Consider the following 14,806-nt stretch of genomic DNA (forward strand, 5'->3'; position numbering starts at 1 on the left):
GGGGCGCAAGCACCGCTTAACGCACAAACATCAGCTCCCGGTATTTGATCAGGGGCCATTCCCGGTCATCCACGAGGTACTCCAACCGGTCTGCATAGGTGCGGACGGCCTCCATCAGCGGCTTGACCTGTTTGCAATAAGCTTTTGCCATTTCATTGGCATCCTCGATTTCGTTGACATCCCTGCGCACAGCAGTCATCTGGTTGACGTTGTCTTTGATGTAATTGATGTTCTCCGAAATCAGCTTGATCAAATCCAATTGTGCCTTGGCATCAGACTCGGGCAGCCCAAGCTGTTTCAGTTTGAGGGCATTATCTGCCAGCTGTGTCTGATAACTGACTGCTGCGGGCAGAATGTGGTTGATGACCATTTCGCCCAGGGTACGGGCTTCTATCTGAAGCTTGAGGATGTAATTCTCGTTCATCACCTCGTAGTGCGCTTCCAGCTCCCGCTCGGTAAACACCCCGCTATTGGTAAACAGCTCTTTGGCGGCATCAGAGATGTAGGCATTGAGGGCATCGGGGGTATCAGGAGTGTTGGCCAGCCCGCGCCTTGCTGCTTCCTGCCGCCACTCCTCGCTGTAACCATCGCCCTCGAAACGCACCGGCTTAGATTCAGAAATATACCGCTTCAGTATGGTCAGGATGGCAGCATCCCGGTCCTTGCCATTATCCATTAAGCCTCGCAGCTCCGCATGGAATTGCTCTAGCTGACGGCCAACAATGGTATTCATCACCGTCATTGGGGCCGCACAGTTCATGGTAGAGCCCACCATGCGGATCTCAAACTTGTTGCCGGTGAAAGCGAAGGGCGAAGTGCGGTTGCGGTCTGTATTATCCAGCTCTAGGTTGGGGACTTTGCTGAGCAGGTCTAAGACTTGCTTCACGCCGTCCTCATCGGGGGTGATGCCAGCTTCTATGCTGTCCAGCACCTTGGACAAGGTCTCGCCAATGAAAACAGAGATGATGGCTGGCGGGGCTTCATTGGCTCCCAGCCGGTGGTCGTTGGAAGCAGAAGCTACGCTGGCACGCAGGATATCTGCGTATTCGTATACTGCACGTATGGTATTGACGAAGAAGGTCAGGAACTGTAGGTTTTGCCCTGGTTTTTTGCCCGGCGACAATAAGTTGCGGCCCGTATTGGTAGACATAGACCAGTTGTTGTGCTTGCCTGACCCGTTCACCCCGGCAAAGGGCTTCTCGTGCAGCAGGACCCGCAGCTTATGGCGGTGGGCCACCCGGTCCATCAGGTCCATCAGCAGCTGATTGTGGTCTACTGCAAGGTTGACCTCCTCGAACATTGGGGCCAGCTCGTACTGCCCTGGGCCTACTTCATTGTGGCGGGTACGGACCGGGATGCCCAGCTTGTGGCATTCTGTCTCCAGATCGCGCATATACGCATACACCCGCTCCGGGATGGAGCCAAAGTAGTGATCGTCCAGCTGCTGCCCTTTGGGCGAGTGCTTGCCGAGCAGGGTGCGGCCCGTGAGCAGCAGGTCGGGGCGTGCGTTGAACAGGGCTTCATCTACCAGGAAGTATTCTTGCTCCCAGCCCAGCGTGACCCACACTTTGGCCACGGCCTCATCAAACAGCTGGCAGACCGGGATAGCGGCCTGTTCCAAGAAGGCCTGGGATTTGAGCAACGGCAGTTTGTAATCTAGAGAATGGCCCCCGTAGGTCACAAAAATCGTGGGGATACACAAGGTTTTGCCATCGCCTACCTCTAGGATAAATGCGGGGGAAGACGGGTCCCATGCCGTGTAGCCCCGAGCTTCGAAGGTAGACCTCAAGCCGCCGCCGGGGAAGGAGGAGCCGTCGGGCTCCTGTTGCACCAGAGTGCCCGCGTCAAACTCCTCCGTCACTTCCCCTGAAGGCTTCAGGGTGAAAAAGGAGTCGTGTTTTTCGGCCGTACGCCCGGTAAGCGGCTGAAACCAGTGCGTGTAATGGGTAGCGCCCCGGTCCATAGCCCAGCGCTTCATAGCGTCAGCCACAGTATCGGCATCTTCACGGGAAAGTTTGGCGCCAGAATCGATGGCGGATTTGACCCGGTCGTAATCGGAGGGGCTCATATAGCCCTGCATGGTCACATCATTGAAGACATTGCAGCCGAAGAAATCGGAAATTTTGCCCTCGGGCACATCTACGTACTCAAGGTCAAACCCGGACCGGTTCAGTATCGTGTCCAACGCTTGAAATCTGGAAAGGCTCATAAGGAATATGCGAGTTTAAATTGAAAGGGAAACTGCCAACGGCAGTGTAGTGATCAGTTCTTATGCTATATGGCTGCGCGTTGAGCAGCCGCTGTAGTAAAGGTAAAAAATATTCGCCGCAAGGCGGCACAGAAAGGCGTATTGGGCAGATCAGGAGCTAAGGGCTGACGGCGCACAAGCTGTATTTGCTGCCCACTCCAGCAAAAAACGGCCCACCCATTCGGCAATGGGCTGCTAGCGGGCACACAAAAACTGCCCCCGGGCTATCCGGAGGCAGGTAAATGGCATATTCCTATGCAGGAACTAGAACTGATTTGCCAAAAGGATATGGCTGGCCCGGATAATGGGCCAGCCGGGCAACATTACTTCCATGATCAGGAAGCAGCAACCATCACTTCAGCGGTTTTCACCGTAGCAATGATCTGAGCTGCTACTTTATAAGGATCAGCTGCCGAGTTGGGGCGGCGGTCTTCCAGCCATCCTTTCCAACCGTTCTCCACGGTTGCGATAGGGATGCGGATAGAAGCACCACGGTCAGAAACGCCGTAGCTGAACTTATCGATAGACTGCGTCTCGTGCAGGCCGGTCAGGCGCAAGTGGTTGTCTGCACCATATACATCGATGTGGGCTTTGATGACCTCCGGAGATTTGCCGAATGCGCTGCAGACCTTATCGTACACCTCCTTGCTGCCGGCTTCGCGCAGCAGGCTGTTGGAGAAGTTGGCGTGCATGCCCGAGCCGTTCCAGTCGCCAGAGACCGGCTTGCAGTGCCAATTGATGGCCAGGCCATACTTTTCTGCGGTCCGCTCCAGGAGGTAGCGGGCCACCCAGATTTGGTCGCCGGCTTCAGCTGCGCCTTTGGCAAAGATTTGGAACTCCCACTGCCCGGCAGCCACTTCTGCATTGATGCCCTCAATATTGAGGCCAGCATCAATGCAAAGGTCGAGGTGCTCTTCGATGACCTCACGCCCGTAAGCGTTGGCAGCCCCTACAGAGCAATAGTAAGGCCCCTGTGGGCGGGGGTAGCCGTTGGCTGGGAAGCCAAACGGCTTATTGGTCTCCATGTCCCACAGGAAGTACTCCTGCTCGAAACCGAACCAAAAATCGTTGTCGTCGTCATTGATGGTAGCCCGCCCGTTGGTTGCGTGTGGGGTGCCATCGGCATTGAGCACTTCTGTCATGACCAGGAAAGCGTTGCGGCGGCCTGGGTCGGGGAAGATGGCGACCGGCTTGAGCAGGCAATCAGAAGAACCGCCTTCAGCCTGCCCGGTCGAGCTGCCGTCGAAAGACCACATAGGGCAATCTTCCAATTTCCCGCTAAAGTCTTTTGCAATTTTAGTCTTGGACCGCATGCCTTGTGTCGGTGCAGATCCGTCTAGCCAGATGTACTCTAATTTTGACTTTGCCATTGTCTTAAAAAGTTTGAATCGTTGAAGTAATGTGAAGAATGTGTTCCTACTTTTGGAAGGCGGGGGAAATCCCCCCGCCGTCATTTTTTCTGCTCCTATGGCTGTTTGCTGTAGCCAAGCAGCTCTGCCATCAATCAGGCCTGCCCTCTCGGGCCTAGCCTAAAGCCTGGTAGATGGGGTTTTGAACGCGTTAGAAATTCATGCCCACAGTCAGTTTGAAAAAGGAGTCGTTGGCCTCCACAAAATCCGTTCCGGAGGAAAAACGTGCCCAGCCGCGGCCCTTGGGGTCAGCAAACTGTACATAAGGGCCAAACCACTGATAAACATCTGACGACTCCTCGATATTAGAGCCGCCTGCCAGCATGAGGTGCTCGAAATGCAAGCCTGCAGAGACCAAGCTGCCAAACTTATAACCAAAGTTGGCCCAGTAGTGCAGATAGGCGAGCGTAGAGCCCTCTTCAGGCGCTTCGTCTCGCAGAGGGGTATAGTAGCCCAGATAAAACTCCCCTTCCGTCTTTTCACGGCTCAGGGCAATTGTCAGGTTGGGCACGATGCCATCACCAAGGATGCCGCCGCCCAATGCGCCGCTAGACAGCAGGCTGCCGCCAAGCAGTCCTATTTGGGGAGCAATCGTAACCCCTTCCGTTACATTGAACTTGAGGCCTGCCCCAAACTCCGTCCAGTTGCCCCAAGCGCTGCCTGTGCCTCCAGACCAGAGGATACCATAGAAAGTGAAGTCGAATTTGTCGTTCACCGCATAGCTGCCCGAAAAAAATGGGTAGAACCCAAAAAACTGATCTGAGTTGAGCGTCACAGTCATGCTGAACTTGTCCTCTTCTTCTTGAGCAAAGGCTGAAGCCGGCAAAACCATAGAAAAAAGGGCAACAAGAAGGGCAAATGCGCCCATGCGATAAAGTTTGTTGAACTGCTGCATACTAAAAATGTTTACTTATTAGAGAATTCATTAAACTCTACCTGTAGGCTGGCTCTGACTTGGCGGTTGGGCCAGCTTTACAGGTTTTCTAAACCCAAAATCTACCTTCCCTTATTTTAGCCCAAAGGGCTGCAAAAGAGCAGGAAAGGCACATGCCTTCTAAATCTCTCGACAGAGCAGCAGGCACCCTTCCTTACCCGGGAAGATTGTAGTGTATGATGGATTACTTTACCATTTGGTATCCAGGCTCAGTTACGGTGCCCGCTTCGTAAGCCTCCATATCGTGCTCGGCCACGTCAAGCCCTCTTTCCTCTTCTTCTTCGCTCACCCGTATGCCTATTGTCGCTTTGAGGACGTACATCAGCCCAAAGGCGAAGACGAAGGTGAATACCCCAACCGATAGCGTACCGTAAAGCTGTGTCCACAATTGCCCCAACCCTGCCTTTGCGCCAAAAATACCGACTGCAAGGGTGCCCCAGATCCCGCACACAAGGTGGACAGAAGTGGCGCCTACAGGGTCATCGATCTTGATGCGGTCGAAAAAAACGACCGATACCGGTATGACCGCCCCGGCAATTGCACCTATCAGGATCGCATCTGTGGGAGACATCAGATCTGCACCAGCTGTGATGCCTACCAGGCCGCCCAAGATGCCGTTCAGCACCATGGAGAGGTCGTGGGATTTGAACAGGGCGTAAGAGACGAAAAAGGCCGCGACAGCACCTGCAGAGGCGGCCAAAGAGGTGGTAACGAAGACCAAAGATACTGCAACAGGATCGGCAGAAAGCACAGAGCCCCCGTTGAAACCGAACCAGCCGAACCACAGGAGGAACACCCCTATAGCGGCCAAAGGCATACTGTGCCCCGGTATGGGCTTAATGCCATCTTTGGTGTACTTGCCTTTGCGGGCGCCCAGGAGCAGTACAGAAGCTAATGCGCCCCACCCGCCTACAGCGTGCACCAGGGTTGAGCCAGCAAAGTCGTAAAAGCCCGCTGCGTCGAGCCATCCTGCGCCCCACTTCCACATGCCCGTGATGGGATAGCTGATGGCAACAAACAGGGTGGCAAAAATGAGGAAAGCATTCAGCTTAATCCGCTCCGCTACGGCTCCAGATACGATAGTGGCCGCGGTGGCCGCAAACATCCCCTGAAAAATAAAGTCTGTCCAATACGTATAGTTGCCATCAGCGTATGCTATTGCCCCGGCAGCCCCTTCCGGCATGGCCAGCCCAAAGCCCGCAAAGCCGAAAAAGCCCCCTTCGTTCACGCCCGGGTACATGAGGTTGAAGCCTACCACACAGTACGTCAACAGCCCAATGGAAATGATCATGGCATTCTTGAAAAGGATGTTGACGGTATTCTTCCTTTGCACAAAGCCTGCTTCCAGGGTAGAGAACCCAAGGTGCATAACAAAGACCAGCACCGTAGAAACGAGCATCCATACGTTGTTTGCAGTGAATAATGCCTCGTTCATTTTAATTTTCGTTAATGCGTTAAACAAAATAATTCTAGTTCCAAGCACTGAGCGGCACTCCGCCCGGGCAACAACAGGTACGCACCTACAAGGCTACCCCTGAAAGGATAGTCTCCAATACGATATAATGGGCACAAAACAGATTGTCATTCTTTTCCCTGCCCAACGGGAGGGGGCCTGCCCCTGCCAGCGGGCAGGTGCCGCTATGCTACGGGGCTCGCTGTCCGCTCGGCCCCTCGCCCTTCAGGCGTCGGGTCTGGCCTTCGGCCACCCCTGCGCAGCGCTAGGCCAATGCCAGGCTAGGAAGCCCTAAAAGCAAACTGCCTGCGACATTTTGGTTCACGCCCGTTATAATTTGGCTAATCACTTGGAGGGAGAATACCAAAGACAACATATTCAATGTCGACTTGGGCTTAAATCATTTAGGTAAAAGGCAAAAAGGAGCAGGAGCATGGTCCTTTGGGCAGCCTATATGGCCTCGGCGTTAGTCTCGGAGGTACGTATGCGCACAATGTGCTCAACGTCTGTAACAATAATTTTACCGTCGCCCACTTCGCCGGTACGGGCAGCAGAGACGATGGTATCTATGATTTCATCTACTTTTTCTCCTGCGCATAGTATTTCCAGCTGCAGACGGGCAATGTAATCTGAATCGTAAGTGCTGCCACGGTAGGTCATTTTTTTACCCGCTTGAAGGCCAAAGCCTTTAACTTCTGAAAGGGTAAAAAAACGCACGCCGATCGCCGCTAGTGCATCTCTGACCTTCTCGAACTTAGACAGCCTGATGATCGCTTCGATTTTTTTCATAACCAGTCCATTTAATGCAATTAGAGAATGGTGCTAGGGCTATTGGGCCATAAAATGCCAAAAAACCGTTTGGTTATCCGATTTCTTCTTGTTGTTGATACAAATTTAGAGTGCGGTTTTCATTTGATATACTTACATTTGAAAGGCCCTGTTATGCCCAAATAGCACTAAATAAGCTCAACACCCTGATTATCAACGAAAAATAGCGTTTCTGCTGTTATGTTCAACCTCCAGAAAGACCATCTTTTTTCTTTGGTCAAATCTCTGAATAAGGCTGAAAAACGCAACTTCCGGCTTTACGTCAACCGTTTGCAGGCGGATGCCAAGTTCGTACAGCTCTTTGATGTGCTGGACAAAATGCAAGCCTATGACGATCAGCAGGTGCTCCAACAGCTGGAAGGGGTGGAAAAAAAGCACCTGCCCAACCTTAAACGCCATCTCTACCGGCAGCTCCTGACCAGCCTGCGGCTGATTTACATCCAAAAGGACGTAGAAATCTCTATACACGAGCAAATCGACTTTGCCCGCATCCTTTATGGCAAAGGGATGTACATGCAGGCCCTTAAGATACTGGAGAGCACCAAGCGCAAAGCATTGGACCATCATCAGGACATCCTGCACCTGGAGATTATCGAGTTTCAGAAGATGATCGAAGCCCGCCACATTACCCGCAGCAGGCGTATTGAGAACAAAATGGAGGCGTTGCTGGACGAGGCCCGGCAGCGCAGCCGCATTGCCCACTCCAGCAACCTCTTCTCCAACTTCAACATTCAGGTACACGGCTGGTATATCCAGTTTGGCCACATCAAATCGGAAGCAGAGCTGCACGCGGTCAATCAGTTCTTCCAAGAACAGATGCCGCAGGAGTTCCTCAATAGCCAACTGACGTTTTTCGAGAAAGCCAACCTCTACCAGGCTTATATGTGGTACCATTACATCCTGCTCGACTTTGAAGGCGCGGCCCGGCACGCCAACCGCTGGATCGAGCTGTTCCAAGAGAACGAACAGATGTGCGAAAAGGACCCCACCCTGTACATGCGGGCCATGTATTACCTCATGGTGCAGTATTACCTCACTCAACGGACTGAAGACTTTTCCAGACAGCTCAAAGCTTTCGAAACCTTTTACCGCCACATTTTGCCACAGCTCAATGATAATGGCAAACTGACGGCTACCATCTACCTCAACCTCAGCCAGCTGAACCACATCTTCCTGACCCAGGATTACGAGCGGGGCGTCTCCCTCATCCCCGGCATAAAGAAAGAGCTTATGGCCATGGGGGCCAACACAGACGTACACCGCATACTCTTGTTCTATTTCAAGTTCGCCTACCTATACTTCTGCCGCAGGGAATATGAAAAAGCATTGGACTACCTCAACGAGATCATCCACCTCAAAGCCAACTCCCTGCGCGACGACCTCCTGCACAATACCCGGATGCTGCACCTGATCTGCCACTACGAGCTGGGCAATTACCGCCTGCTGGACTACCTCATCCCCGCTGTGCAGCGCCTTTTCGACAAAGCCACTGACCTCAGCCCCCTGCTCCTCAAAACCCTGGCCTTTATCAAGGAGCTTATGGCCAAACCGCCCGCCGAGCACCCTGCACATTTCCGGAGCTTCCTGCATGCCATTGCCGAAAAAGCCAGCAGCCCCTACGAGCGCAAGACCAACAACTACTTGGACGTCAGTAAGTGGCTGCTTTCCCACGCCAGAGCAGCAGATATGCCACAGCCCTGAAACGCCAGCCCCAATTCCGGAGCATCACCTGGCCCTATCTCCTGTTAAGAATCGTATATTGCACACTCACCAGTACGCTTACGATGCGCCAGGCTTTTTCCTTACTGTTGACGATCCTGCCCTTTTTGGGAAACGCCCAATCTGACACCCTGCAGCCCGTCAGCTCGCCCGAAGAGCAGATCATCGAAGACTACCTCCAAAGCATAGAGGCCGAAGGGGACTTCGACTTCAACACCATTTTCGAAGAGCTCGAGTACTTCCGCGACAACCCTCTCGATCTGAACGGCGCTAACGAAGGCGACCTCCAAGCCTTGAAACTCCTCTCCGATATTCAAATCCTGGACCTCATCAACTACCGCAGGCAAGCAGGGGACCTCATATCGGTGTATGAGCTGCAGGCTATCCCCAGCTTCGACCTGCTGACCATCCGGCGCATCCTGCCCTTTGTAGCCGTTGGGGGCGGGCTAGACGACTATCAGACCAGCCTGGGGAAAATGCTGGCCCAAGGTAAGAACGAGCTCTACCTGAGGTGGTTCCGGATACTGGAAGAACAGCAAGGCTATACCCCGCTCGGGGAAGGGCAGACCGGCAGCCGCTACCTTGGCGACCCCAACCAGTTCTATATGCGCTACAAGCACAGCTACAGCAACCGGCTGAGCTATGGTTTTACGGCGGAAAAAGACCGGGGCGAAGAGTTTTTCAAAGGCAGCAACCCTTATGGCTTCGACTTCTACTCTGCCCACTTATTCCTCAAAGATTACAGCAAGCGGATCAAAGCCATTGCCCTTGGCGACTATGCCGTAAGCTTCGGGCAGGGGCTCATCCTCTTTTCTGGTTTTGGGGCGGGCAAAAGCTCTGCGGTGATGAACATCAAGCGCACCGCCCGTACGCTCCGCCCTTACACCTCTGTCAATGAAGCCAACTTCCAACGCGGGGCTGCAGCGACCATAGGCCTATCCGACCAGCTTGAGCTCACTGCCCTGGCTTCCCTGCGCAACCGGGGCGCCAACCTTCTGGAAGCCGACACTACCGATCTGGAAGAAGCAGAACTGCGGCAGGCCACCTCCCTCGACCTGGCCGGGCTGCACCGCACCCCAAACGAGATCGCCCGCGAGAACGCCATCCAACAGCTTACCTTAGGCGGGCAGCTCAAATGGAACCACAGCCTCGGGCATATTGCACTGAACACCCTCTATGAAAACCTCAATGCCGACCTCACCCAATTCAGGCCCGCCCCATTCAATCAATTCGATTTTACTGGCAACACCCTCTTTAATGTCAGCTTGGACTACAGTTTCATCTTTCAGAATTTCAACTTTTTCGGAGAAACCGCCCGCAGCGCCAACGGGGCTATGGCCACCACCAACGGCCTGCTGATGGGGCTCGACCGCAGGGTGGACCTCGCGCTGCTTGTGCGCCACTTCCCCCGCGATTACCAGGCCCTCAACGCCATACCCTTTGCGGAAACGCAGGGCGGGCAAAACGAGACCGGCGTTTACCTGGGCATTGAGGCCCGCCCCCACCCCAACTGGCGCTTGAGCGCCTATTTTGATACTTGGCGCCACCCCTGGCTCCGCTTCAATATCGATGCCCCTTCTACAGGGTACGAATACCGGGCACGCCTTACTTATTTCCGCAAACGCGATTTCGAAGCCTTTTTGGAAGTAAGGGATGAGCGCAAAGCACAGAACGTAGATAAAATCGAAGGCAACAATGATGCCATCGTTGAACGGCAAGTTTTCCAAACCCGACTCCACCTGGCCAAAAAGGTGGCCCCCAGCCTGGAGCTGCGCAGCCGCATTGACGTCGGTTTTACAGACAACGAAATCAATGAACGGCAGGAGGGCTTCGCGATCTACCAGGATGTCCTTTTCAAGCCGCGAGGGTTCCCACTTTCCTTTACCGCGCGCTATGCCCTATTTGACACCGATGGGTTCCAAACGCGCTTTTATTCCTTTGAGAACAACCTCCTGTACACCTATGGCATCCCTTCCTATTTCAACCGGGGCAGCCGGTATTACATCAACCTGCGCTACCGGGGCATCCGCAACCTGACCCTGGAAGCCAGGATTGCACAGACTTTTTGGAAAAACCAAGATACCTTCGGAAGCGGGAACGAAGCCATCAACGGGCAGACCCGGACTACCGTAGGCGCACAGATCAAGTACCAATTTTAACCCGTGAGCTAAACCAGACACCATGGAAACCTCTTCTTACCCTACCTTCAAAATCGGCATTGCGATGGCTGGGGCCGTCTCCGCAGGCGCCTATACCGCAGGCGTCATCGATTACCTCTTGGAAACCCTCTCCAAGTGGGAAAAAGCCAAAGAAAAAAACAAACAACTAGGGCCAGAGCACCCCGACTACGACCCTAGCGTGCCTATGCATGATGTGGTCATTGAGGTACTAGGGGGCTCCTCAGCAGGGGGCATGACCGCGGCCATCACTTCGCTCGGGCTCCACGAGGGCATACGCCCTATCAATACGGACAACCCCGACAAGGTGCAGAACAAGCTCTACGAAGCTTGGGTTGGGCTAAATGATCAGGGCGACGGGCCCATGTCTACCCTCCGGCAAATGCTGACCGATACGGACATTAAAAACCAAGGCGGGGTGATCTCCCTGCTCAATTCGCAGCCGATAGATGCTATTGCCGACCGAGCGAGCCAGCTGAGCCGTGTGGCCCCTGTCCCTGATTATATTTCCAGCGACCTTGAGGTGATCCTGACCATTACCAGCCTGCGGGGCATCCCCTTGGCCATCAACTTTTTTGATGAGGTCAAAAGGGCCCCAGATGCAGAGCCGCCCAAGCCCGCTCACCGCATGTTCCTCCACAAAGGCATTGCGCACTTCAAAGCCTGCCAGGAGGGCGATCAGCTGCCCGCCCATACCCTGCCTTTCAACCCACGCGAAGCCAGCCACCGGCAGGCATTGCTCGAGGCCGCCAAAGCTACGGGCGCCTTCCCCCTTGGGCTCGCCCCACGCCACCTTACCAATACGGGCAAGCCCTACATCAAGGCTATGGTAGAGCGGATGTTCACCCCTCGGCCAGGCGAGGGAGCCAAACCGCTGCCCAATCAGGGCCTCCGTATCGATATCGAAGACGAGCAGTTCAACTTTTATGCCGTAGATGGCGGAACGGTCAACAACGAGCCCTTTGGTGAAGTCATCCGGGCATTGGATGAAAAATGCGCCCACGACCCCGGCAAGAACTATGCCGTGCTCATGATCGACCCTTTCCCCAATTTCGAAAATGCTGCTGCACCGCCCGACCAGCACAACCCAAAGCTCATACAGCTGGTACCTGAAGTGCTTGGCGCCATCCGGGGGCAGGCCATGATGAAAGAGAGCGACCTCGTGGGCGGGCTTTCAACCGACCACACCTTGCGCATGGTATTCCCCTCCCGCAGGGAAAACGGGGAAAAGGACCCCTACCCCATCTCCTGCGGCTCTTTAGACGGGTTCGGCGGTTTTTTCAGCCGGGGGTTCCGGGAGCATGACTTCCAGCTGGGGCGCAAAAATTGCCAAAGCTTCCTGCGGCATTATTTTTGTATCCCAACGGCCAAAGCTGGGGCCGACAGCGTGTTCCAAAGCTGGGACGCCTACAGCCCGAAGCATCAGCGCTTCTATAGTGAGCCCGTAGATGGGTACCCCATCATACCCGATATGGACTACGACAACCGGCGGGAGGCCAATCCGGAAATCCCTACGCCTGTGCGGCAAAAGATCAGCCCTTCCGCCCTGTTTAGCTTGGAAAAGGAAATTGAGGGGCGCCTGAAAAATGTCCTGCTGAACGCCAACCGATACGAAAAAACGCCTCCCACTCCGGAGCAGGAAGCCCTTGACCTGGCTGTACAGCGAATTTTGCGCAAGCACAACCAAAAAGCAAAAGAAGGCGGTTTTTTCTCTATGCTCCTCAATGGGGCACTGAAGTGGCTCTGGACAACTTTTGGGGCAGGAATAGCTGCGCGGAAGCTCACCCGGGAAGTCCTGAAAACCATCCTTGCCGATTTCCACAAACGGGGCCTTCTTAACGATTAACCAGGCAATAAAAACCGTGTTTCCCGGTTTTTAGACCGAAACAATTGGATACCATATGATGCCCAAAACGGTATGGGTGCTGCTAGCCCTTTTGACGAGCACCTCTCTGGCCGGGCAGGCCGAATTCTCTTGGGGGGTTGAGCTCTACCCCAACTTCAGCAGCCGGAGGCTCGTAGCTCAGACTACTGAATTTGACCAGGAAGAAGCAGACCGCCTGGAGAACCTGGAGGTAGCCCGTTTCTCTTATTCAGCGGGGGTAGCCGGATATTGGCGTACGGACCGGATTGGGTTCAAAACCGGGCTTTTCTTCACCGAATCAGGGTACGAGACCCGGCGGCAGGAAATCGACCCCAGGGAGGGAGCCCCCAATGGGGCAGACAGCAAGCGGGTGCAGTATGCCCATCAGTACCTCGAAATCCCGGGGGAGCTGCTCTTTTACCAAAACCTGAATGCCAAAAATGATTTCTTGTTCAGCATGGGCATCTCCGCTGCCGTCAACCTCAGCAACCGTGAGCGGACGACTTTCCTGATTGGGGATACCAATGACCGGCAAACCCAAACAGCGCCTGGCAACTTTGCCAGCTTGGGCTTTAGCTTTATTTCCGGGCTGGGCTGGGAGCACCGGTTTGCTCAGTTTTCACTTTCCCTACAGCCTACCTTCCAATTTTGGCTGCGCGGCCTGCTCAACGATGAGTCGGCTATTTTCAACCGCAACCTCTACAGCGTTGGGCTTAGGGCAGGCGTCAAATTCTGACCTAAACTACCTCCCGGATTTTGTCAAGCAGCCCCCGCAAATGTGTTTCCTCAGTATGTGGGCTGGTGAGGGTTACCCGTAGGTAAAGCTCTTCCTTTAGGATGGTCTGTACGATATAGTAGGCCCCGTCTGCAAGGAGGGCCTCCCTGATCCGGGCATTGCGAGCGCTCCGCTGCTCCGGTGGCAGACGGTCTGGCGCATACCTGAAGCAGACGATATTGCACTGCGGCCTTAGGGCCAGCTCAAAATCAGGAGCCGCTTCCACAAGCCGCCCAAGGGTTTCGCCGTTGGCCATGACTTTGTCGAGGTAGGCCTCCCAAAGGCCCATGCCATAGGCTTGCCATAGCGTCAGCACTTTGACCCCTATCATATATTTGGTGCACTCGAAAGTACGCTTGGCCAGGTTTTCCCACTCTTCTTCCGTCTGCCCAGCCCATAGATAGTGGGCACGCTGGCTGAAAGTGCGGTACGCCTGCCGGCCTTCTTTGTAAATCAGTGCGGTGGCCAATACAGGCGTCAGCAGCATTTTGTGAAAATCCATGGCTACGGAATCTGCGCGTGACAAGCCAGACAGTACGTGCCGGTGGCGGGGCGAAAAAGCTAAGGCTGCGCCATGGGCGCCATCTACATGGAACCAAAGACCGTTCGCTTCACAAAATGCTGCTATGGCATTGAGGTCATCAAAAGACCCGGTAGAGGTAGAGCAGGCACTGCCCACCACTGCGATCACTTGCTGCCCTCGGGCTTCAGCATCCGCGAGGAGCCCGGGCAAAAGGTCTGCCCGCATCTGGTACTTTTCATTGACCGGCACCTTGATGATGCCGGCTTCTCCCCAACCCATAATCCGTACTGCGCGGTCTACGCAGTAATGCGCTTCTTCTGAGACCATTAGGGCCAGGGGCTGGGCCTGCCCCTCCGACCAGACCGCCTCCCTCGCTTTGACGCTGCGGGCCGTGAGCAGGGCAGTAAGGTTAGCTAGGGTACCCCCAGAGGTGAGCACCCCGCCCGCTTCAGGGCCGAACCCCATTTGCTGGGCCACCTTTTCCGTGACCACCCGCTCGATAGCGGTGCTGGCCATGCCCATTTCGTAAACCGCCATGCCATTGTTCAGCAGCCCATCAAGCAGGCTGCCCAGCGCGGCCAAGGGCGCAGGCGGGCTCACCTGATGCCCCATGTATTGCGGATGGTGCAAGTGGACAGATTGGGCAAGTATGGCCCCGAACAAATCTTCTGTAGGCTGTGGCTGGCCCGCTACCGACTCCCAGTAGGCGTAGGCCTCTTGCGCAGGGCGATAAGCAATGGCTTTGGGTGCCTCCCCCGATTGGTTTTCCTTCAGAAAATCAGCGAGCTGATCAACGATACGGTGTGCGGTATTGCGGAAGGCCTCCGCATCATAAGCTTTTTCCAGTATTGAGTCCATAGCAACAAGCTTCGATGG

At 54.6% G+C, this 14,806-nt stretch carries 10 protein-coding genes; 4 read left to right on the plus strand and 6 right to left on the minus strand.

Translation table 11 applies throughout. The features are described 5' to 3' along the window. Window positions 1-16: 16 nt before the first annotated feature. From FRY97_RS04880 to FRY97_RS04905, 5 genes are all read right to left on the minus strand, one after another. On the minus strand, window positions 17-2,209 hold the full coding sequence (locus FRY97_RS04880; RefSeq protein ID WP_147166314.1) for a glutamine synthetase III family protein: 2,193 nt from the start codon (window positions 2,207-2,209) through the stop codon (window positions 17-19). Between the two features lie 374 nt (window positions 2,210-2,583). Next, window positions 2,584-3,618 carry a glutamine synthetase beta-grasp domain-containing protein gene (locus tag FRY97_RS04885; RefSeq protein WP_147166315.1) on the minus strand — a complete coding sequence of 345 codons (1,035 nt, stop codon included), beginning with the start codon at window positions 3,616-3,618 and terminating at the stop codon, window positions 2,584-2,586. A 190-nt stretch (window positions 3,619-3,808) separates the two neighbouring features. Then, window positions 3,809-4,552, minus strand: a complete 744-nt coding sequence (locus FRY97_RS04890; RefSeq protein WP_211356812.1) for a DUF6733 family protein — start codon at window positions 4,550-4,552, stop codon at window positions 3,809-3,811. A gap of 223 nt (window positions 4,553-4,775) precedes the next feature. Beyond that, the gene (locus FRY97_RS04895) at window positions 4,776-6,026 is read right to left on the minus strand and encodes an ammonium transporter (protein WP_147166316.1); all 1,251 of its coding nucleotides are present in this window, start codon (window positions 6,024-6,026) and stop codon (window positions 4,776-4,778) included. A 468-nt stretch (window positions 6,027-6,494) separates the two neighbouring features. Next, entirely contained in the window at window positions 6,495-6,833 is a 339-nt protein-coding gene (locus FRY97_RS04905) for a P-II family nitrogen regulator (protein ID WP_147166318.1), read from the minus strand. 219 nt (window positions 6,834-7,052) lie between these two features. On the opposite strand from FRY97_RS04905, the gene FRY97_RS04910 reads away from it, so the two are divergent. The 4 genes from FRY97_RS04910 (at window position 7,053) to FRY97_RS04925 (ending at window position 13,368) form a co-directional block, all read left to right on the plus strand. After that, window positions 7,053-8,573, plus strand: a complete 1,521-nt coding sequence (locus FRY97_RS04910) for a hypothetical protein (protein WP_147166319.1) — start codon at window positions 7,053-7,055, stop codon at window positions 8,571-8,573. Window positions 8,574-8,698: 125 nt separating this feature from the next. Continuing rightward, on the plus strand, window positions 8,699-10,750 hold the full coding sequence (locus FRY97_RS04915) for a ComEA family DNA-binding protein (protein ID WP_246141561.1): 2,052 nt from the start codon (window positions 8,699-8,701) through the stop codon (window positions 10,748-10,750). A gap of 22 nt (window positions 10,751-10,772) precedes the next feature. Next, entirely contained in the window at window positions 10,773-12,614 is a 1,842-nt protein-coding gene (locus FRY97_RS04920; protein WP_147166321.1) for a patatin-like phospholipase domain-containing protein, read from the plus strand. Window positions 12,615-12,669: 55 nt separating this feature from the next. Continuing rightward, complete coding sequence (locus tag FRY97_RS04925) at window positions 12,670-13,368, plus strand: outer membrane beta-barrel protein (protein WP_147166322.1); 699 nt, start codon at window positions 12,670-12,672, stop codon at window positions 13,366-13,368. Window position 13,369: 1 nt separating this feature from the next. Here FRY97_RS04925 and FRY97_RS04930 read toward each other — a convergent pair whose 3' ends face one another. Continuing rightward, complete coding sequence (locus FRY97_RS04930; protein ID WP_147166323.1) at window positions 13,370-14,788, minus strand: pyridoxal phosphate-dependent decarboxylase family protein; 1,419 nt, start codon at window positions 14,786-14,788, stop codon at window positions 13,370-13,372. Window positions 14,789-14,806 lie beyond the last annotated feature (18 nt).

Origin of the sequence: Phaeodactylibacter luteus, from assembly GCF_007993045.1 — a bacterium.
Classification (GTDB): domain Bacteria; phylum Bacteroidota; class Bacteroidia; order Chitinophagales; family Saprospiraceae; genus Phaeodactylibacter; species Phaeodactylibacter luteus.

What these genes read in the sequence shown, in the direction of transcription:
- FRY97_RS04880 (WP_147166314.1), bottom strand. Translation starts at nt 2,209, where the DNA reads ATGAGCCTTTCCAGATTTCAAGCGTTGGACACGATACTGAACCGGTCC.
- FRY97_RS04885 (WP_147166315.1), bottom strand. Translation starts at nt 3,618, where the DNA reads ATGGCAAAGTCAAAATTAGAGTACATCTGGCTAGACGGATCTGCACCG.
- FRY97_RS04890 (WP_211356812.1), bottom strand. Translation starts at nt 4,552, where the DNA reads ATGCAGCAGTTCAACAAACTTTATCGCATGGGCGCATTTGCCCTTCTT.
- FRY97_RS04895 (WP_147166316.1), bottom strand. Translation starts at nt 6,026, where the DNA reads ATGAACGAGGCATTATTCACTGCAAACAACGTATGGATGCTCGTTTCT.
- FRY97_RS04905 (WP_147166318.1), bottom strand. Translation starts at nt 6,833, where the DNA reads ATGAAAAAAATCGAAGCGATCATCAGGCTGTCTAAGTTCGAGAAGGTC.
- FRY97_RS04910 (WP_147166319.1), top strand. Translation starts at nt 7,053, where the DNA reads ATGTTCAACCTCCAGAAAGACCATCTTTTTTCTTTGGTCAAATCTCTG.
- FRY97_RS04920 (WP_147166321.1), top strand. Translation starts at nt 10,773, where the DNA reads ATGGAAACCTCTTCTTACCCTACCTTCAAAATCGGCATTGCGATGGCT.
- FRY97_RS04925 (WP_147166322.1), top strand. Translation starts at nt 12,670, where the DNA reads ATGATGCCCAAAACGGTATGGGTGCTGCTAGCCCTTTTGACGAGCACC.
- FRY97_RS04930 (WP_147166323.1), bottom strand. Translation starts at nt 14,788, where the DNA reads ATGGACTCAATACTGGAAAAAGCTTATGATGCGGAGGCCTTCCGCAAT.